At 59.5% G+C, this 20030-nt stretch carries 12 protein-coding genes and 5 pseudogenes; 9 read left to right on the top strand and 8 right to left on the bottom strand.

Translation table 11 applies throughout. The annotated features are described in order from the left end of the window. Positions 1–92 precede the first annotated feature (92 nt). A complete protein-coding gene (locus HP062_RS05985) occupies positions 93–1145 on the top strand; it encodes an aldo/keto reductase (protein WP_154912199.1) in 1053 nt (350 codons plus the stop codon). A gap of 75 nt (positions 1146–1220) precedes the next feature. Here HP062_RS05985 and speB read toward each other — a convergent pair. After that, a pseudogene (speB, locus tag HP062_RS05990) lies at positions 1221–2179 on the bottom strand (agmatinase). Between the two features lie 16 nt (positions 2180–2195). Continuing rightward, positions 2196–3286: pseudogene (locus HP062_RS05995) on the bottom strand (polyamine ABC transporter substrate-binding protein). A 101-nt stretch (positions 3287–3387) separates the two neighbouring features. Between HP062_RS05995 and HP062_RS06000 the strand changes: the two are divergent. The 3 genes from HP062_RS06000 (at position 3388) to HP062_RS06010 (ending at position 6515) form a co-directional block, all read left to right on the top strand. After that, positions 3388–4281, top strand: a complete 894-nt coding sequence (locus HP062_RS06000) for a LysR family transcriptional regulator (RefSeq protein ID WP_172791062.1) — start codon at positions 3388–3390, stop codon at positions 4279–4281. A 218-nt stretch (positions 4282–4499) separates the two neighbouring features. Next, positions 4500–5972, top strand: a complete 1473-nt coding sequence (locus HP062_RS06005) for a nucleobase:cation symporter-2 family protein (protein ID WP_083376673.1) — start codon at positions 4500–4502, stop codon at positions 5970–5972. Positions 5973–6029: 57 nt separating this feature from the next. Then, entirely contained in the window at positions 6030–6515 is a 486-nt protein-coding gene (locus HP062_RS06010; RefSeq protein ID WP_010460595.1) for an LEA type 2 family protein, read from the top strand. Positions 6516–6712: 197 nt separating this feature from the next. Here HP062_RS06010 and HP062_RS06015 read toward each other — a convergent pair. Together HP062_RS06015 and HP062_RS06020 are read right to left on the bottom strand one after the other, a co-directional pair. After that, positions 6713–8994 (bottom strand): annotated as a pseudogene (locus HP062_RS06015) (heavy metal translocating P-type ATPase). Between the two features lie 223 nt (positions 8995–9217). After that, on the bottom strand, positions 9218–10144 hold the full coding sequence (locus HP062_RS06020) for a universal stress protein (RefSeq protein ID WP_172791063.1): 927 nt from the start codon (positions 10142–10144) through the stop codon (positions 9218–9220). Between the two features lie 224 nt (positions 10145–10368). On the opposite strand from HP062_RS06020, the gene HP062_RS06025 reads away from it, so the two are divergent. Together HP062_RS06025 and HP062_RS06030 are read left to right on the top strand one after the other, a co-directional pair. Then, positions 10369–10899 carry a GNAT family N-acetyltransferase gene (locus HP062_RS06025; protein ID WP_010460601.1) on the top strand — a complete coding sequence of 177 codons (531 nt, stop codon included), beginning with the start codon at positions 10369–10371 and terminating at the stop codon, positions 10897–10899. 290 nt (positions 10900–11189) lie between these two features. Further along, positions 11190–12557 (top strand): erythromycin esterase family protein, encoded by a 1368-nt coding sequence (locus HP062_RS06030; RefSeq protein ID WP_077747783.1) that lies wholly within the window; start codon positions 11190–11192, stop codon positions 12555–12557. 16 nt (positions 12558–12573) lie between these two features. Here the strand turns inward: HP062_RS06030 and HP062_RS06035 are convergent, their stop codons facing one another. The 3 genes and pseudogenes from HP062_RS06035 to HP062_RS06045 all read right to left on the bottom strand — a co-directional run bounded on the left by HP062_RS06035 (position 12574) and on the right by HP062_RS06045 (position 14871). Further along, the gene (locus HP062_RS06035; protein ID WP_172791064.1) at positions 12574–13230 is read right to left on the bottom strand and encodes a dienelactone hydrolase family protein; all 657 of its coding nucleotides are present in this window, start codon (positions 13228–13230) and stop codon (positions 12574–12576) included. Continuing rightward, the gene (locus tag HP062_RS06040; protein WP_172791065.1) at positions 13223–13930 is read right to left on the bottom strand and encodes a phosphoribosyltransferase; all 708 of its coding nucleotides are present in this window, start codon (positions 13928–13930) and stop codon (positions 13223–13225) included. The genes HP062_RS06035 and HP062_RS06040 overlap by 8 nt, the downstream gene beginning before the upstream one ends. A gap of 57 nt (positions 13931–13987) precedes the next feature. Beyond that, positions 13988–14871, bottom strand: a pseudogene (locus HP062_RS06045) (universal stress protein). Positions 14872–15217: 346 nt separating this feature from the next. Here HP062_RS06045 and HP062_RS06050 point away from each other — a divergent pair. From HP062_RS06050 to HP062_RS06060, 3 genes and pseudogenes are all read left to right on the top strand, one after another. Further along, the gene (locus HP062_RS06050; protein ID WP_010460612.1) at positions 15218–15784 is read left to right on the top strand and encodes a phosphoribosyltransferase family protein; all 567 of its coding nucleotides are present in this window, start codon (positions 15218–15220) and stop codon (positions 15782–15784) included. Positions 15785–15822: 38 nt separating this feature from the next. Continuing rightward, positions 15823–16787, top strand: a pseudogene (locus HP062_RS06055) (ribose-phosphate diphosphokinase). Between the two features lie 52 nt (positions 16788–16839). Next, positions 16840–17388, top strand: a complete 549-nt coding sequence (locus tag HP062_RS06060) for a flavin reductase family protein (RefSeq protein ID WP_197678990.1) — start codon at positions 16840–16842, stop codon at positions 17386–17388. Positions 17389–17523: 135 nt separating this feature from the next. On the opposite strand, the gene glgP is transcribed toward HP062_RS06060, so the two are convergent. After that, positions 17524–20025, bottom strand: a complete 2502-nt coding sequence (glgP, locus tag HP062_RS06065) for an alpha-glucan family phosphorylase (protein WP_172791066.1) — start codon at positions 20023–20025, stop codon at positions 17524–17526. Positions 20026–20030: the final 5 nt, after the last annotated feature.

Genomic DNA, 20030 nt, shown 5'->3' on the forward strand with positions numbered 1-20030 from the left:
GCGCCTTGATGAGCCATATTACTCGCATCATATTAAATACATGTTGCTAGTAATTTAAATCACCCCCGGCGTCGTTCCTCAGGAGTTACCTCATGCATTACAAAGTCTTCGGCCGCAAAACCGGCTTGCGGGTTTCGGAACTGGCGCTGGGCGCCGGTAACTTCGGCACCGGCTGGGGGCATGGCGCCGAGCGTGACGAAGCCAAGCGCATTTTCGACGGTTATCTGGAAGCCGGCGGCAACTTCATCGACACCGCCAACGGTTATCAGGCCGGCCAGTCGGAAGCCATGCTCAGCGAGTTCATCGCACCGGAACGCGATCGCCTGGTTATCGCCACCAAATACACCATGGGTACCACGCCAGCCGCGGGCATTTCCCACACCGGCAACAGCCGCAAGAACATGGTTCGTGCCGTGGAAGAAAGCCTGAAACGGCTCAACACCGATCACATCGACCTGTTCTGGGCGCACATCAGTGACGGCGTGACGCCGATGGAAGAGATCCTGCGCGGCTTCGACGACCTGGTGCGCGCCGGCAAGATTCACTACGCCGGGCTGTCGAATTTCCCGGCCTGGCGCATTGCTCGCGCCGATGTCCTGGCCGAAGTACGCGGTTTCGCGCCGATTGCAGCGATTCAGGCCGAATACAGCCTGGCCGAACGCACCGCCGAACGTGAGTTGCTGCCGATGGCCGAAGCGCTCGGGCTGGCGGCTACGATCTGGTCGCCGCTGGGTGGCGGGTTTCTCACGGGCAAGTACCGCAGCAATGATGACAACAACCGCGCCGCCAAACTCGGCATGCTGGTCCACACCGAGAAAAGCGCCCACGAAACCGCCCTGCTCGACACCTTGCTCGCAGTGGCAGCGGAGCTTGAAGCCACGCCTACTCATGTGGCCATTGCCTGGCTGCGGGAAAAGGCCAAGCGTTCGACGACGGCGCTGATTCCGATTCTGGGTTCGCGCACTCGTGAGCAACTGGATGCGACATTGGGCGCGTTGACGGTGCAATTGAGCCCGGAGCAGTTGTCGCGGCTTGATGGGGTCAGCAACGTGCCGAAGGGCGTGCCACATGAAACGATTGCTGGTTCGGCGGCGCGGTATACCGGGGCTGAAACCCTTGACCTGCCAATCATTCCAGTGGCCTGAAAAAGCTTCGCGGGCAAGCCTCGCTCCTACAGATTGTGGCGTTCACAGACTTTGTGTTCGCCACAAGAAGGCGTCTTACCGGTCTATTTTGTGCCTGGCCGCATACAGGCACAGCATCTCCATCGCCAATGTCGCCGCCGCCAGTGACGTAATGTCCGCATGGTCGTAGGCCGGCGCGACTTCCACCACGTCCATCCCCACCAGATTGATCCCGCGCAACCCGCCGAGAATTTCCAGCGCCTGCACCGTGCTCAAGCCTCCACACACCGGCGTTCCGGTGCCCGGTGCGAACGCCGGGTCGAGGCAATCGATATCGAAAGTCAGGTACACCGGGTTATCCCCACCCGCGCACGAATCGCCTCGACAATCGCCTCACATCCTTGCCGATGCACCTGCCGCGCATCCAGTACCTGGAAGCCCTGGTGATCATCATTGGTGGTGCGCAAGCCGATCTGCACCGAGCGCGACGGATCCACCAAACCTTCCTTGGCCGCGTGCCAGAACATCGTCCCGTGATCGACGCGCTTGCCCTCTTCGTCCGGCCAGGTATCGCTGTGGGCGTCAAAGTGAATCAACGACAGGGGGCCATGTTTGCGCGCATGGGCCTTGAGCAGCGGATAACTGACGAAGTGGTCACCGCCGAAGGTCAGCATTGCGCAACCGCCGTTCAGGATGTGCTCGGCGTGGGCCTCGATGCTTTCCGGCACCGCGTGCGGCGAGCCGTAATCGAAGGCGCAATCGCCATAGTCGATGACCGCCAGATGATCGAACGGGTCAAACGTCCATGGCCAGTGACGTTCCCAGGCAATCCCGGTCGATGCGGCGCGAATGCCGCGCGGGCCGAAGCGCGCACCGGGACGGTTGCTGGTGGCGGTGTCGAACGGCACACCGCTGACCACCACGTCGACGCCGCGCAAATCACGGCTGTAGCGACGACGCATGAAACTGGTGATACCGGCGTAAGTACTTTCGGCGGCAGTACCGAAGAGGCTGTCGCGGGTCAGGGCCTGATCGTTTTGAATCGGGACGTCCATGGGATCTCCTTGTTATTTATTGGCGGCTACGGAAAGTGGTCCACAGGCGAGTGCGCGAGCGCATGTCCTTAAGGCTCATGCTGCGGTCGGCGTACAGCCGTTCGCGGGTGTCGGCCAGGGGTAGATGTCCGGGTCGGTCCGCACGGCTTCGTCCACCAGTGGCGTCGCTGCACGGTTGGCCGTGGCAAAGAACAGCGTGTTGGTCAGCGCCGCGACGGACTCGGGGCGCAACATGAATTCAATGAATGCCCGAGCCGCTTCGGGGTGTGGCGCGTCCTTGGGTATCGCCAGGTTGTCCTGCCAGACCAGCGTGCCTTCCTTCGGAATCCGGTAGGCCACCTCGAACGGTTTGTTGGCCTTGCGCGCTTGGTCGGCGGCCATGCTGGCGTCGCCGTTATAGGTCAAGGCCAGGCACACGCTGCCATTGGCCAGATCGCTGATCTGCCGCCCGGTGGCGACGTACAGCACATTGGGCTGTAACTGATGCAACAACGCCTCGGCGGCGGTCAGATCTGCCTTGTCGGTGCTGTAGGGATCTTTACCGAGATAGTGCAACGCCAGGCCAATCACTTCCTGGGGCGAATCGAGAATCGCAATGCCGCAGTCCTTCAGCTTGCCGGCGTATTGCGGTTTGAACAGCAGATCGAGGCTGTTGAGCGGCACATCGGGCAAGCGTTTTCGCACCGCCTCGACGTTCATCCCCAGCCCCAGCGTGCCCCAGGTATACGGCACGCCATAACGATTGCCAGGGTCGACGGCCGCCAGTTTTTCCAGCAGGTCCGGGTCGAGGTTGGCGTAGCCCTTGAGCCCTTCGTGGGGAATCTCCTTCAGCGCACCGGCCGCCAGACCACGGGCCAGCACGCTGGAGGACGGCACCACCACGTCATAACCGCTGCCGCCGGTGAGCAGTTTGGTTTCCAGCACTTCCGAAGAATCGAACGTGTCGTAACGCACATGAATGCCGGTTTCCTTTTCGAAATGCTGCAGGGTTTCAGGCGGCACGTAATCGGCCCAACTGTAGAGGTTGAGGGTTTTTTCCTCTGCCTGGGCCGACGCGGCCATGGCGAGAAAGAGCGCGGGTAAACCCAGTTTGAATACGGGAGCCATGACGAACACCTGACCAGAGGAAGTGGTTGCAGCGTGCGCCCTCGGATACATTGGCGAAATACCAAGTTTGTTAACCTGACTTTATTGCGGAGTAATGTTTGATGCTCGGTCAACTCCACGACCTCGACCTGCAACTGCTGCGCCTGTTTGTCCGCGTGGTGGAATGCGGCGGGTTCAGCGCAGCGCAAGGTGAACTGGGGTCGAGCCAGTCGAGCATCAGCCAGCAAATGGCCAGACTCGAAACCCGGCTCGGCTATCGTTTGTGCAGTCGCGGCAAGGGTGGATTCCGGGTCACGCCCAAGGGCGAACAGTTGCTGAGCGCGACGCGCGGGCTGTTTGAGTCCATCGAAGCGTTCCGTCATCAATCCAACGGTGTGGCGGGTCGGTTGATCGGCGAAGTGCGCCTGGGTTTGTCCGAAGCGCTTGATCAATCGGTGCTGCAAAAAGTCGCCGATGCCATCCGTCGCTTTCGTGAACGGGACGAATCGGTGCGCATCGAGTTGATGAGCGCCATGCCCGGCGAAATGGAACGCCTGTTGCTGCAACAACGGCTGGACCTGGCGATCGGCTATTTCTCCCAAGTGCAAAGCGCATTTGACTACCGCGAACTGTTCAGCGAAACCCAGCACCTGTACTGCGCCCCGGGTCATCCGTTGTTCACCGACGACGCGCCGGACGATCTGGCGTTGCAGGCGTGCGACCGGGTCGATCATCCCTATCGTTTTCTGCGCAGTGACGAGCCGTTTCAAGGCAAATTATGTTCGGCACGGTCCGAGCAGGTCGAAGGCACCCTCGCCTTCATCCTTTCCGGCAAGCATGTCGGCTATTTGCCTGAACATTTTGCCCGCAGCTGGGAAGACAAAGGTTTGCTGCGCGCCGTGCGCCGGGATGACCTGAGTTTTGATGTGGCGTTTCATCTGGCGCGCCATCGTGCCCAGGTGCCGGGGGATGCGCAGAAAGCCTTTGAAGAAGACTTGCTCGCCGCGTTTGAATGAACACGCACTGACCTGTGGCGAGGGAGCTTGCTCCCGTTCGGCGGCGCAGACGTCGCAAGATCTGCACACAAGGTGTGGTTGAAGGAATGCCGGGGCCGCTACGCAGCCCAACGGGAGCAAGCTCCCTCGCCACAGCTCCGTGTGTATCGTTTGCCCTCGGTGCCCGCTGCTGGCATCCTGCGCCTCCATTTTTTGACCTGGCCCCTGGCGCTTTCCTCGTGACCTCTTCCGAACACGCAAAACCCCAGCCCCGTTCCGACCTGATCTACGGCCTCAACGACCGCCCACACCTCACCGCCACGGTCTTCGCCGCCTTGCAGCATGTGCTGGCAAGTTTTGTCGGCATCATCACGCCCACCCTGATCATGGGCGGCGCTCTGGGCCTGCAAAGCGAAGTGCCGTACCTGATCAGCATGGCGCTGTTTGTCTCGGGCCTGGGCACCTTTGTTCAGGCGCGTCGGTTCGGCCCGATCGGTTCCGGCCTGTTGTGCCTGCAAGGCACCAGTTTCTCGTTCATCAGCGTGATTCTCAGCGCCGGGTTCATGGTCAAGGCCCGGGGTGGCGGCACCGATGAAATCCTCTCGACGATTTTCGGCGTGTGCTTTTTCGCGGCATTTATCGAAGTGGTGTTGAGCCAGTTCATCGGCAAGCTGCGGATGCTGATCACACCCGTGGTGACCGGCACCATCATTACCCTGATGGGGCTTTCGCTGATCAAGGTCGCGATGACCGACATCGCCGGCGGCTTTGGCGCGGCGGACCTTGGCGCGGCCAGTCATCTGGGGTTGGCGGCGTTGGTGCTCGGCACGATCGTGGTGCTGAACCGGGTCGATGTGCCGTTCCTGCGCCTGGGGGCGATTGTCATTGGCCTGACCCTCGGTTACGTCGTGGCCTGGCTGATGGGCGACGTCAATTTCGCCAGCCTGCCCGACGTGCCGCTGATGAGCGTGCCGGTGCCGTTCAAGTACGGCTTCAATTTTGACTGGGTGGCGTTTGTACCGGTGGCGGTGATTTTCCTGGTGTCGCCGCTGGAAGCCGCCGGTGACCTGACCGCCAACTCGATGATTTCCCGGCAACCGGTCAAGGGTCCGATTTACATCCGCCGGATCAAGTCCGGCCTGCTGGCTGACGGCCTGAACTCGGCCATGGCGGCGGTGTTCAACAGCATGCCGATGGTGACCTTCGCGCAAAACAACGGAGTGATCCAGCTCACCGGCGTGGCCAGCCGTTACGTGGCGTTCTTCATCGCCGGCCTGCTGGTGTTGCTGGGGCTGTTCCCGATGATTGGCGCGGTGCTGCAATTGATGCCCAAACCGGTGCTCGGCGGCGCGGAACTGGTGATGTTCGGCACCGTGGCGGTGGCCGGCATCAAGATCCTCGCCGAGGCCGGTCTGCATCGGCGCAACATGCTGATCGTGGCGATTTCCATCGGCATGGGCCTGGGGGTCGCAGCGGTGCCCGAAGTGCTGCGCGAGCTGCCCAAGGCGCTGCACAACATCTTCGAATCACCGATCACCGTCGGGGCGTTGTGCGCTATCGTGCTGAACATCTTCCTGCCCGAGGAATTCATCGAGCTGGAAGAGGACGATTTCGATCCGGAAGCGTCGATCTTGCAGGTCATGGAAAACCCCGATGTCCCGGCCAAGGGTGAACCCCCACGGCCTGCGGCAGTCGCACAGTTGAACCGCTAGAAAGCTCGAGGGCTGAGCCCGTGGCGGCTCAGCCCTTTTATTTATGAGAGCGTCTACATGCGCAGCGTCCACGCCGTCATCCTTTCTCTGCTGTTGCTCTCCCTGAGCGCCTGCGCCCTCTTCCCTCATCGCGATCCGTTGAACATCAACGTGGTCGGCATCGAGCCGCTGCAAAGCCAGGATATGGAAGTGCGCTTTGCCGTAAAGATCCGGGTACAGAACCCCAACGAAACGCCGATCGACTACAACGGCGTGGCGCTGGATCTGGAAGTCAATGGCCAGCCACTGGCGTCCGGCGTCAGCGATCAGTCGGGCTCGATTGCACGCTTTTCCGAAACCGTGCTGAGCGTGCCGGTGAGCGTTTCGGCGTTCTCGGTGTTACGCCAGACGTTGGGGCTGAGCCAGACGCAGACACTGAATAATCTTCCCTACGTGTTACGCGGCAAACTGGCGGGCGGCTTGTTTGGAACGGTGCGCTTCGTGGACACCGGAAAACTGAGCTTGCCGGGGTCGACAGCCGGAACTCGGTCATACCGACAATGAATATCCCCTGTGGGAGCGAGCCTGCTCGCGAATGCGGTGTGTCAGAAAACACATGCATTGACTGACACTCCGTCTTCGCGAGCAGGCTCGCTCCCACAGGGGTGATGCTGTTCAACCAGTGACGGCTAAACGGACGCCGGGCCGGGCGCGCGTAGTGACCGATCACGTCGTAGTCCTAACGCGCGCGACTTGATCTTCTAGCGCCAATCCAGATAACGAAACAGTTCCTCCTCCTGATCAAAGTGCAGTCGCACGAGGGTATCCAGACGAATCAACTGATGCTGGATCTCATCAGCAGATGCCGTTGCGGGGTCGGAACTGAAGTCGCTACTCATGCGCGCCAGTAAATGGATAAGACGAAAAATCTCCCGGTGAGCGTGGCTCATAGCCGACATCGGGTCCTCGCCCGGCATGCTTCGCGTCAGCAGCGGGTACAGTATGTTTTCATCTTCGTGTTCATGCTGCGCCAGTGATGTTTGCAGCTTGTTGACCAGTTGCGCCAAGTCGGTCTGTGCTTGCGAAAGTGGGCGCCGGGCGAAGTCATTGGCCAGTTGGTGCAGATCGCTCAGTACGGTGGAGAGTTGCTGGTGTTCATCTTGCAGGCGGTCGATATGCTCTGCGGCAAGCTTTCGTTTCCTCAGCACCCACATCGGCCCAAGTGCCCGCAAGGCGTTAAGGATAATCACCACGTCGATACCCTCCTGCACCACGGCGCCAATCAGCGGCGGCAGGTAACCGAGGGCCGCCACCGCCATGGCCAGCAACGACATCCCCATGCCGACCAGCACACCCTGGCGGGCGATGTAGCGGGTGCGTCGGGCAATGTCCAGCGCCTCGACCAGACGATCCAGACGATCCACCAGCAGCACAACACCTGCGGCTTGTGCAGAAGCAGTGGCACCGCTGGCCCCCATGGCTACGCCGACGGTGGCCGCCGCCAGGGCCGGGGCATCGTTGATGCCATCACCGACCATCAGTGTGCTAGTGCGCAGGCAACCTTCCTGTACCGCACGCACTTTATCCTCAGGGGTCAACCCGGCACGCAGCTCGTCAATCCCGGCAGATAGCGCAATCATCTCGGCGGTTTCCAGGCGATCCCCGGTGAGCATGACTATCTTTTCGATGCCCCGATTACGCAGTCGATGCAGAGTCTGCGGCGTTTCGCGCCGAACCTTGTCCGAGAAAACCAGCAGGCCCGCGAGTTGCCCATCCACGTCGATGAAGCTTCCACTGCACGCCAGGTAATCCATGTGGCGCAGCATGGCGGCGACCCAGTCAGTTTCAGGGGCGTCTTTGTGAGCAAAAGACAACGAGCCGAAACGCACCTGCACGCCATCGACCTGCCCACAAAGTCCAGAGCCTGGGCTTTCTTCTACTTCCTGTGGGACGCTCAGAGGCAATTGACGCTGATGCGCCGCCTCAACGATGGCCTGGGAGACAGGGTGCGTCGAGGCCTGCGCCAGCGAAGCGGCCAGGCCAAGCAGGCGCTGCGGATCGACCAGTCCGTTGACCTCTATCGACTGCAGACGGGCATGGCCGCTGGTCAGCGTGCCGGTCTTGTCGAGGAACACCTGCTTGACTCCGGCCAACGCTTCCAGGGTCACGCCGTCCTTGATCAGTATCCCGCGCCGCGCTGCCCTGGAAATCCCCGACATGATGGCAATCGGTACGGCCAGAATCAAAGGGCAAGGTGTGGCCACCACCAGTACCGCCAGCGCTCGCAAAGGATCACCACTCAATTGCCAGGCCAATCCGGCAATCAGCAACGTCAGCGGGATGAAGAACAATGCATAGCGGTCGGCCAGGCGCACGAAAGGTGCGCGCGAACGACGTGCCTCCTCAGCCAGCCGCACTATGCCGGCATAGGTACTCTGCGCGGCCGTTCGCGTGGCGATTATCAGGATGGGCGCACCGACATTGGAAACGCCGCTGGGCAGTTGCTCTCCTTCTCGACGGGTGACGGGCAACGACTCACCGCTGAGCGCCGATTCGTCCAGAATGGCCGCAGGACTTAGCAACCGACCGTCGACCGGTATCACCTCCCCAGCCGCACCAGCAATGTCTGATTCAGCTGGACCTGCTCAACGGGGATCTCGCGCAAGCCGCCCTCCTCCTGCAGCCAGGCAAAACGTGGCGCCCGGTCGATGAGCGCACGAAGCTCACGGTCGGCGCGTTGCTTGGTGAAAAACTCCAGGGTCCGTCCGGTCGCCAGCATTAAGGCAATCACCGCTGCCACCAGTGTCTGATCAAAGACCAGGGCAGCAGTGATCGACAGCAGCGCGATCAGGTCGACACCGGCCTCGCGCCGGGCCAGGCGCCTGACGATTTCAAGGAGCAGTACCGCAGCCATCACCAGACTTCCGGCGGCCCAGCACCTCGATGCCCAATCAGGTGCTTGCGCAACATACGCAATGCCGCCGGCCAGCAGCGTCAGTGCGGTGAGCAGCAACAGAACAGGGTCCAGCCACTTACTGAGCATCGAAGTGAGTTCCTCAAAAGCGATTTGCAGGCCTCGCTGTAAAACAGCTGTCGCTCATCGAGGTATAGCTTAGGACTCGAATGTCTTTCGTGTCCCCGGCGCGCCGCAATTTCAGCGCTGGACACAACAGAAGTCGCGGTTGTGCCCGGACGACCCAGGTGTAAACCTGTTTCAGGACTAGACAGTGCAAAAGGCTGAAGCAAGGCGTGCGTTAACGCTGCGATCACATGTTCTCTTCGACACACGAATCTGATTGTCTGACCGCCAGAATGCTGCCCTGCAACGAATACAGCGCGCGCTCCATAGTGCTGCCGATGAATCGATTAGTACCCACCCGATGCAAGGTGCCCATCACCACGACGTCAGCCTGGTAATCATCGACAAATGCACTGATCACCGGCATCGGCAGCCCCATGAAAAAATGCCGGCGCTCTGGAGCAATGCCATAGCGCTCAGCCAGGGTGTTGAAGGCCTGATAAAGGGACGCTCGCAACTCATCCATGAAGGCCACATTCCAGCAGCCGGTGATCAGCGGCGTATCGCCATTGAATGCAGGCGATAAGTCATAGGCGTAAAGCAGGTGCAGCGATGCGTCGCATTGCACGGCCAGCGTATGAGCTGCCTGAATGATGGCATCGTTCACATCACGGATTTGTGTGACCGTATCAAACAGGTCCACAGCGGCGACGATCTGATGAGGCAACTCATCATGGACCTGGTTGACCAGGTGCAACGCAACGGGACACCCGCGCAGCAAATGGTAATCCAGAGGTGTGACGAACACCCGTCCAAGTACCGGGTCCACCGTGACATCCTTGATGACCAGGTCGGGCTTGAGCTCTTCTACACACTTCACGATGTCGAGCAGTGGATCGCAGGTGAAGACAACTTGCACGTTCACCTCCAATCCCTGTGCATTGAGACGCTGAAGTGTCTGGTCCCTCCAGTGGAGATAATGGCGCTGATATCGCTGGTCCCCCTCCTCGTCTCTGTTCTCTTCCCACACATGCGCCATGGGCGCGGGTTCGATAAAGGCTCGTACATCCAGCATGGCTCCACTGGCCCTGGCCAGGGCGATGGCACGCAGCAAGGCTGGGGCCTCTTTGAGGTTTGGGTTGGCGATCAGCAGCAAGCGTTGATAGTGGGCCATGACACACCTCGTCTATACACCGGCCCATAGCGTGGCCATGTTCAAAGACTGCACTCGTTGCGCCCTATGCCTGTTTGACTTACATCAAATCCAGGCAATTGAGTGCACTGTCACAAGAGATCTGATCCAGATCATATTCAGGCGCACTCAGCGGAGTAGAAAGAAGTGAATCGCGAGATTTGCCACTGCGCGCCAACCTATGAAGACGGCTGGAGGATCGCATCATGCTCACTGTCAAAGACCATAATGATCGGGCCTCTGAAGCCTATTCCAAAGTCACTGGGAAATACTGGATCGAAGCGCTCAAGGATGGTCGTCACGTGTTGATCCGGCAACTGACGGAAAAAGACCGCGAGCGAGAGTACCGCTTCATCAAACATCTGTGCCCTGAGTCCCGGCACATGCGCTTTCTCATGCAGAGCAGCGAACCCGGCAACAAGCAGTGCCTGGCTTACATCGCACTGGTCCACGAAAATGGCCAATTGATCGAGATCGGCGTCAGCCGTTATGCCGCCACGGGCGAATACAAGTGTGAAGGTACGGTGACAGTCGCCGATCAATGGAAGCGTCTAGGTTTGGGTACGTTATTGCTGGAACATTTGATCACGGCCGCGCGCAAGAACGGTTTTCACCAGATGTATGCGCTCGACGCCTCCAGCAATGCCCCGATGCGCGACCTGGCCAGATCACTGGGCTTCGAGACGCGCGACGATCCCTACGATACCCGTCAGGTGATTCACTGCCTGTACCTGTAAAACAACGGGGCGCTTGAAGCACCTTGATCTGGTGACTCATATAAGCGGCCTATTGGCCCGCGAGGTGAGGAATCTGGCCCCCGACACCTTCTCTCAAGCCTTTGCACCCTTTATTGACGAAACTCAATTGTTCATCTGGAGCAAGGCGTAGGAATAATCAAACAGGTGATGAATCGACACAAAAGTTTGCGTTTAAACACAATGTGTCGAGGACCTGCGGATCGATCTCCGGCCGTTGTGCGCAAGCGCAATACCGCTGGCGGTAACCCACCCTTACGGGGACGACGGTCATGAACACACCCTCCCAAGACATGCTGGATAACCTGTATGGCTCACCTCGGCACATTGACCAGGCTGCCATCGCACCGCTTCTGCGCCAATACGCTGAGCCTCTGCCGGCGCTGGACTCATCCGCCTTTGGTGAAATGTTCGATCGCTATGCGGATGCGCGCGTGGTGATGATTGGTGAGGCCAGTCATGGCACCAGTGATTTTTATCGAACCCGGGCAGCGATCACCCAAAGGCTGATTGAGCAACACGGGTTCAACATTGTGGCCGTTGAAGCCGACTGGCCGGACGCCGGCCATGTCGACCAGTATGTCCGGGGGTTGGCACACTCGGCGTGGAAACGTCACATCTTCAGCCGATTCCCGACCTGGATGTGGCGCAACACCGACGTGAGAGCATTCGCCCACTGGCTGCATCTCTACAACCACACCCTCGCCACTGAACGTCGCGTCGAGTTCCGCGGGCTGGACGTCTACAGCTTGCGCAACTCCATCCATGAGGTGCTGAGTTATCTGGACCGGGTCGACCCACAGCTGGCCCACGAGGCCCGGCGGCGCTATGGCTGTCTGACCCCTTGGCAGGATGATCCCGCGTTGTATGGTCACTTCGTCGAACGTGCCGGCTTGATGCCTTGTGAGCAACCGGTGATTGAACAGCTCGACGCCATGCTGGCCGAACAACTGGCCGGGCTCATCCAGAACGACGAGGCCTTCTTCAATGCGGCGCAAAACGCTCGGGTAGTGCAGGCGGCGGAACAGTATTACCGTGCGATTTATCGAGGGTCGACCGCCTCATGGAACCTGCGTGACCGGCACATGTTCGACACACTTCGGGCACTGCTTGAGCACCGCGGTCCACAAGCCAAAGCCGTGGTTTGGGCGCACAATTCTCATATCGGCAACGCGGCTGCGACGGAAATGGGCTGGAAGGGTCAGTTCAACATCGGTCAGCTGTGCCGCAGTGCTTATGGGCGCGATGCCGTACTGATCGGTATGAGCACCGACCGTGGCCAGGTGGCCGCAGCCGATGACTGGGACGGCGACATGCTCATCAAGGACATCCGGCCCTCTCGCCCGGACAGTTGGGAGCACCAGTTCCTCAAGGCGGGTGTGCCGGCGTCATTGACCGACTGGCGAGACCCAACGCGCAAAGCGCTGCGCCGGGTGTTGTCCAAACCGTTGCTGGAACGGGCCATCGGGGTGATTTACCGCCCTGAAACCGAGCGTGGCAGTCACTACTTCGAAGCGACGCTGGCCGAACAGTTCGACGCCATGATCTGGATTGAACAGACCCAACCCGTGACAGCACTGGCGCTACCGAAAAGCCAGAGACTCGAACCGGAAGACGAAACCTATCCGTTTGGCGTGTGAGGCCGGTCAGGCGTTGTCAGGCGGGGTCGTGCAAATACTTCTCGAACCAGTCGCCAGCGAGTCTGGCGACTTCTTCAAGTGCTCCAGGTTCTTCGAAAAGATGGGTCGCGCCCGCCACAATTTCCAGCTGCTGCTCACACTGCAAGGCCTGACTGCTTTGATCATTCAGTTCGAGCACCACCGGGTCCTGGGCGCCTACGATCTGCAGAGTGGGTGCCCTCACCTGCGACAATGCAGCCCCCGCCAGGTCGGTGCGCCCTCCGCGGCTGACCACCGCATGCACCACCTCCGGGCGCACGGCCGCCGCCAACAACGCCGCCGCAGCACCGGTGCTTGCGCCGAACAGACCGATTCGCAGCGAGTGCAACTCCACGTCCCGACCGACCCAGTCGATGACGTCCACCAGTCGCCTGGCGAGCAAGGCAATATCGAAACGCAGCTCCCCGGTGAGGTTGTCCAGGCGTTGCTCTGGCTCCGTGAGCAGGTCGAACAGCAGCGACGCCAGCCCCCGCCTGGCCAAGGACTCTGCGACAAACTGATTGCGTGGGCTCAGACGGCCACTGCCGCTACCGTGCACGAAGATCACCAGACCATCAGTCTGCAGCGGCAGACGCAGATCGGCCGATAACTCAACCTCTTGCAATTCCAGCTGTCGAGATTGAGGCTTAATCATCGAAAGGTTCCCGCGAGGCAGAATCGGTGGAGGCCTCTCGCTGCCAGGCCCGTTGCAACAAATCAATGACTTCTTCGTCCGAGGTCTGGGGGAAACTCAAGTACCAATACCCGATCGACATCATCCATTCAGGTATGAGTGGACAGATCACCTCATCGACTTCGAAGCTCAGCGTGTCCACCGTTTCCCGCGGAGCAACCGGCACGGCAACGACGATACGAGCAGGTGCCTGCATACGCACCGCGCGGATCGCCGCCATCATCGAGGCGCCCGTCGCCAGGCCGTCATCCACCAGAATCACCACCTGCCCCTTGAGCTGCAAGGGTGGCCGGGCGCCCCGGTACAGGTGCTCCCGCCGCTGCAATTCCCGTGTTTCACGCGCGACCACGGCGTCGAATGCGGCCGGGGAAATCGGGTGAGCCCGCAGCGCTTCTTCATTTCGGATCTGGATACCGCCACTGGCGATGGCACCCATGGCGAACTCGGGGTTGGACGGCACGCCCAGTTTGCGCACCAGCATCAGGTCCAGGCGCACGTCCAGGGCCTTGACCACTTCATAGGCAACCGGAACGCCGCCACGGGGCAAGGCGAGGACGATGATATCGGGTCGATGGGCGTATTTGAGCAACGGTTCCACCAGGCGTCGACCGGCTTCTGCCCGGTCCTCCAATGTGGTTTGTAATGAGGGGCTTTGACTCATGAATAACCTCCTCAGGCGATGACGCCTGTCGTTTCGTTACACCATGGCCTTGTCCGGCTAGACCGCCAGAACACTGCAAGGCACCTGGTACAGAATATGTTCGGTCGTGCTGCCCAGCAGCTTCTCCAGGCCGTGGTACTGGACTCGGCCCATCACGATCACATCCACCTGCTGCTCGTTGGCAAAATCGCTCAACGCCGCGACCGGATGTCCGAGAACAAAATGCCGACGGTCAGAGGGGACGCCGTACCGACCGGCCAATTTGCTGAACGATTGTTCCTCGGTGGTGCGCAACTCTTTGGTGATGTCTGGAAGCGCCAGCCCCCCATGTCTGCCAGATAGACCCCTGAAAGATCGCAGGCATACAGCAGGTGCAGCTCGGCATCGCACTGCAACGCCAGGTTGGTGGCTTGCTGAATGATCCGCTCGTTCAGCTCGCTGTCCGCAGGCGCCGTATCCGACGCGTCAACCGCCGCCACGACCTTGCGCGGCAAGGCATGACCACCGCCGCCCACCAGATAGACCGGTATCGGGCAGTGCCGCAACAAATGCCAATCCAGCGGGGTGAAGAACGCGCGTTTGAGCGCTGATTCGTGCTGCACTTCCTTGATCAGCAGGTCGGGCTGCATTTCCGTGACGTGATCAAGAATGTCTTGCTTCATGTCGTCGGCCCACATCACCTCTGTCGTCACTTTGAGCCCCAGCGCGTTGAGATTGGTTGCCTGGTTTTTCAGCCAGTCGCGATGGTCCTGAAGGTAGCTTTCCCGGGCTTTTTCCTGCACGCCTTCGTCAAGCAGTGACAGTATCTCCAACGGCTTTACAAGCGCAGCAATATGCAAGCCCGCGCCGCTGGCCTTGGCCAGAGCGGCCGCATGGTTTATCGCTGGGGAATGGCGCAGGGCCGGGTTGATGATGAGTAACAAGCGTTGATATTGGCTCATGATCTGACTCCATACAGGGGGACTCGACGTCCATCGCTGCCCCATTGCTGAGACTAGTCGTAACGCCTGCGCCGGATCAGGCACCCGCGTTGATTCAGCGTCCTCTGTTGATGTCGCCCTGGCGTTGATTTATATCAAATCCCCGCGTAACGCCGTTCATTGGACCAATGCAGGTCATGGATCGGCTTTCATTTAACCGTACTTGATCAATATCAACAGGGCCGGGCCGAGCAGGATTACGTTGGCAAAATGGGACGGCATTTTTGCTGTGCTCAGGACTTTGATGCTTGCCGGTTCCTTGATGGTGTGATGCCCCCACCGCACCGGCTTTCGACAGGAGACGACAATGTCGACCCAACTTGCGAGTCAGCGGTTGCGCTTGTACGACAGCGATGAACTCGATGGTGTGCTGCAGGCGATGGCGCGCCAAGCGGCGATATTGTTGCCGCCCGCTCAATCGGCACTGATTGGCATCCAGCGTCGCGGCGAGCCGCTGGCACAGCGCTTACAGCAGCATCTTTCGCGTCAGACCGGCCAGCCAGAACTGCCGCTTTACCCCCTGAAGGTCAAGCGTTATGCCGATGACCTCAAGGTCCTGCATGCACAGACGGAATTGACTGAGAACCCACTTCTGGGCGAGCTGGACCTTGCCAATACCACCCTGCTTGTTGTCGACGATGTGCTTTTTGAAGGCCACTCCCTTCTGCGCACCTGTGCCTATCTGGCGCAGCTGGGGGCCCGTCGGGTCTACACTGCGGTATTGGTTGACCGGCATGTTTGCCAGCAACCGATCCGTGCCGACATTGTCGGCGTGCACCTGCAAGTTGCCGCCCATGACATCGTCGAATGCAACGTCCCGCCCTACGAAATGGAGTTCTGCATTGAAGTGTTGCGGCATGGTGCTGTCCGATGACGGCGCAACTGTTCGACAAGCCTCAAAGGAGCCAATGCATGCTCACCGACCGCCCGCTTCTTTTTGCCCTGCAAGGCAGTGAGCACTATGCAACCCGCGTCGCGCAGCGGCTTGGCTGCCAACTGGCCCTGCATGAAGAGCGCGACTATGAAGATGGCGAACATAAATGCCGACCGCTGGCATCGGTTAACGGTCGCGAGGTCGTGGTGTTCCATGCTTTGTATGGGGATGACCGGCAGAGCGCTAACGATAAGTTGTGTCGCCTGTTGTTCTTTTGCGGAGCACTCAAGGATGCCGGCGCTCGCCATGTGCAAGTCGTAACGCCCTATCTCTGTTACGGACGCAAAGATCGTCGCAGCCAACCTCAAGACCCAACGATCACCCGCTACCTGGCGGCCATGATTGAAGCCTGCCACGTTGATCGTCTGGTTGCCCTGGAGGTGCATAATCCGGCCGCGTTCGACAATGCCTTTCGCATTCCGACGTGGAACGTGCAGTGCACAGAATTATTCGCCGAGCATTTCGCCAGGTTCGTCGGCGACACCGACGTGGTGGCGGTGTCCCCGGATTCCGGTGGTGCCAAGCGCGCCGAACAGTTTCGTCAGGCCCTCGAACGACATCTGGGACGCTCAGTGGGCAGTGCGCTGATGGAAAAGCACCGTGCTCACGCGACGCTGACAGGCGCCCTTTTGGTGGGCGACGTATCGGGTAAGACAGCCATTGTTTTCGACGATCTGATCAGTACCGGTGAAACGCTGAAGCATGCGGGCCTTGCCTGTCAAAAGGGTGGAGCCAGCCGATTGTTTGCCGCGGCGACCCATGGTTTGTTCACGGCGGGCAGCCATCTGTTCGACAAGCCGCTTTTCGAGCACATTGCGATCTCTGACAGCGTGCCTCCATTTCGCCTGTCCCCGAGTGCGTGACGCAGCACGTGCACGTAATCGACAGCACCGCCCTGATAGCCACCTTGCTGGCTGAAAGTGGAGCATTCGATACCGTTTGAGCAGATGAAGAGGCCGATCAAAGACAATGGGGAGTGCCTGACGTTGAAAAAGATGAAAATCAACACAGCATTCACACTGATGGAGCCAGGCCCGGTGGTCTTCGTCACCACAAATGATGGCCGCAAGAACAACATCATGACCATCTCGTGGACCATGGTGATGGGCTTCACGCCGATTTTTGCCATCACCACCGGGCCCTGGAACTATTCGTACGCCGCGCTTCTGAAAACCAAGGAGTGCGTCATTTCAATCCCCACTGTCGATTTGATCGATTGCGTTATTGGTGTGGGAACCTGTTCTGGTGCCGACACAGACAAGTTTGCAACCTTCGGATTGACGCCCGTGAAAGGCAAACATGTCAGGTCACCCTTGATCAAGGAGTGCCTGGCCAATATCGAATGCAAGGTTGTCGATATCATCGAGAAACACAATATTGTTGTCCTCGAAGGCCTCGCCGCCTACATCGATGAGTCACGCAAAGAGACACGAACCCTTCATTCAGTGGGTGATGGTTCCTTTGTCGTGGACGGACGCAAACTGGATAGAAGAGAAATGATGCAGTCGAAGCTACCAGAGGGTGTCCAGGTGGTTAGTCAATGATAATGGGCGCCACAGGTGTCCACATGGCAGGCAATGAACAGTCCTCGACGAGTCACTGACCTGGTGCGTTCCCGAGCGTTAATAAAAGCCTTCCGGGTAATACGTTGAGACCTGTCAAGTGAAGGCAAGCCAGCGTCAACGTTGCCATGCAATTAGTGCATTTTCCGCTGGCAGAAAGGCGTCTGAGTGCCAGGCGCGTACCCGTGGGGTGTAGCCATCCACGGGCCGCGTGGCAGCGACCGAGATGGCAAAGATATAGCCTTGGATGGCGCCGGGTATGGGGCCGACGGCGTTCATCGGCAGGCATTCTGCCGGGTGTCCATCGCACGGGGCGGCATAGAGTTCCACCCTTACCCACTCCGGTGCGATCTCCCCCAGATAGACCGGTACGCTGATGTACAGCCACTCGCCGTCGTGTTTCGCATCGACCGTGCCGAAATGTATGTTGTCCCATCCCAAGGCAACCGCCTTGTGCCAGGCATGAAGCCCACGTGCGAGTTCGGCCTTATCCTTGCTACGGCGTCGGAACGCCTGGATCGCCGGTTGGTAACAACAATCCAGGTATTCGAGCAGCATGCGATTGCTACTGAATTGCGGCCCCAGTTGCGACATGCTGGCGCGCATGCGTTGCACCCAGTCTCGTGGAATTCCCTGCGTGTCGCGTGTGTAAAAGGTGGGCACTACTTCTTCTTCGAGCAGGCGGTACAAGCACTCGGCGTCGGCTACATCGTCGCTGGGGGCGTCGTCGCCGATTGCCCAACCGCAGGTGGGCTGGTACGCCTCCGCCCACCAACCGTCCAGTTGGGACAGGTTAAGTCCGCCATTGACCAGAACCTTCATCCCACTGGTGCCACAGGCTTCCCATGGTCGTCGCGGTGTATTGATCCAGACATCGACGCCTTGCACCAGATGTTGGGCCTGTTCAATGTCGTAATCCTCCAGGAACACGACATGCCTTCGCAGATTTGGACGATGAACAAACTCCATCCATGCCTGGATCAGCTGCTTGCCCTGCTCGTCACTGGGATGGGCTTTACCGGCGATGATCAGTTGGACCGGTCGATGCTCATCGGTTAGCAGGCGGCTCAGGCGCTCCGGGTCATGCAGCAACAGATTCGGTCGCTTATAGTCGGTGAATCGCCGCGCGAAGCCGAGCGTAAGGCAATTGGGATCGAGCACCTGCGCGGCTTCTTCGACCCGCTGAGGTGACTCGCCACGCTGTCCAAGATGCCATGCCAAACGGTGACGCGTGTAATGCACCAGATCGCGGCGTTGCTCGGCGGCCATCGTCCACAAGGCCCTGTCATCACTGTGGGAGACCGTCCCTGAGAGAGACTCCACCGTGCCGAGCCAACGTTCCTTGCCACAGGTGCTAGTCCAAAGGTGATCAGACCACACCGAATCCCAGGATGGCACATGGACGCCGTTGGTAATGTGCCCTACAGGTATCTCTTGAAGCGGCCAGCGTGGATAAAGATCACTGAACAATTGACGGCTGACCTCGCCATGCAAACGACTCACTGCATTGCACTGGGCGCACCCACGCAATGCCAGAAAAGCCATGTTGAACGGCTCATCGTCGTCCGCCGGATCACGCCGGCCCAACGCCAGAAGTTCGCGCAATGAAATGCGACAGTCTTCGAGATACTCACGCGCGTACTTGTAAATGAGCGAGGGTGGAAATAAGTCGAAACCCACAGCCACTGGCGTATGCGTTGTGAATACGTTACCTGCACGCGTTGCCCACCATGCCTCCCAGAACGATGTTCCCATCTTGTGCATAAAACGACGGGCACGTTCCAGCACAAGCAGTGCGGCGTGACCTTCGTTAAGGTGGCACACGTCAACGTCGATACCCAGTGCGTCGAGTACCGCCCAGCCACCAATGCCGAGCACCACTTCCTGGAGCAAACGCATTTCCGAGCCGCAGCCATACAACTTAGAGGTGATACCGCGGTCGGCGGGCCCATTGCGCAGATCGTTACTGTCCAGCAGATACAGGCGCGTACGTCCGACAATGGCCTGCCATATACGCAAATACAAAGTGCGACCGGGAAGTTGCAGCACGATTTTCAGCCAGGCGCCGTCATTTCCGATCGTTGGCTGAATCGGCAGGCTGGTGGCGTCGTTGTAAGGATAGGCCTCATGCTGCCTGCCTTGCGCGTCGATGTATTGCCGAAAATAGCCTTCCTGATAGAGCAAACCCACCCCAAGTATCGGAACGCCCATGTCGCTCGCCGTCTTCAGGTAATCTCCTGCAAGCACACCGAGTCCGCCAGCGTAGAGCGGAAAGGCCTCACTCAAACCGTACTCCATGCTGAAATAGGCGATCCGCGCCGAATCCCTGGCCCCTTGCTGCTGTGCATACCAGCCTGAGTCGTCGAGATAACGCCGATGCTCTGCGATGGCGTGCGCCAGTTTCTGCGAGAAGTCAGGATCTCGGCAGAGTTCGTCAAGACGCTGCTGCGAAGCATTCTGCAGAATCATCCACGGATTATGGGTACGCACCCAAAGTTCTGGGTCAATCGATTTCCACAGGTCGTCGAGTGCATGATTCCAGGTCCAGCGCAGGTTAAGCGCGAGGTCGGTCAGTGCGCAGAGTTGCTCCGGCAACTCACGTGGCAAGAAGGCATACACGTCGA

It is taken from the genome of Pseudomonas sp. B14-6, from assembly GCF_013260315.1.
Classification (GTDB): Bacteria; Pseudomonadota; Gammaproteobacteria; order Pseudomonadales; family Pseudomonadaceae; genus Aquipseudomonas; species Aquipseudomonas mandelii.

Excerpts from the sequence above, each read along its gene's own strand:
- HP062_RS05985 (WP_154912199.1), top strand. The coding sequence starts at position 93 with ATGCATTACAAAGTCTTCGGCCGCAAAACCGGCTTGCGGGTTTCGGAA.
- HP062_RS06000 (WP_172791062.1), top strand. The coding sequence starts at position 3,388 with ATGCTCGGTCAACTCCACGACCTCGACCTGCAACTGCTGCGCCTGTTT.
- HP062_RS06010 (WP_010460595.1), top strand. The coding sequence starts at position 6,030 with ATGCGCAGCGTCCACGCCGTCATCCTTTCTCTGCTGTTGCTCTCCCTG.
- HP062_RS06020 (WP_172791063.1), bottom strand. The coding sequence starts at position 10,144 with ATGGCCCACTATCAACGCTTGCTGCTGATCGCCAACCCAAACCTCAAA.
- HP062_RS06025 (WP_010460601.1), top strand. The coding sequence starts at position 10,369 with ATGCTCACTGTCAAAGACCATAATGATCGGGCCTCTGAAGCCTATTCC.
- HP062_RS06030 (WP_077747783.1), top strand. The coding sequence starts at position 11,190 with ATGAACACACCCTCCCAAGACATGCTGGATAACCTGTATGGCTCACCT.
- HP062_RS06035 (WP_172791064.1), bottom strand. The coding sequence starts at position 13,230 with ATGATTAAGCCTCAATCTCGACAGCTGGAATTGCAAGAGGTTGAGTTA.
- HP062_RS06040 (WP_172791065.1), bottom strand. The coding sequence starts at position 13,930 with ATGAGTCAAAGCCCCTCATTACAAACCACATTGGAGGACCGGGCAGAA.
- HP062_RS06050 (WP_010460612.1), top strand. The coding sequence starts at position 15,218 with ATGTCGACCCAACTTGCGAGTCAGCGGTTGCGCTTGTACGACAGCGAT.
- HP062_RS06060 (WP_197678990.1), top strand. The coding sequence starts at position 16,840 with ATGAAAATCAACACAGCATTCACACTGATGGAGCCAGGCCCGGTGGTC.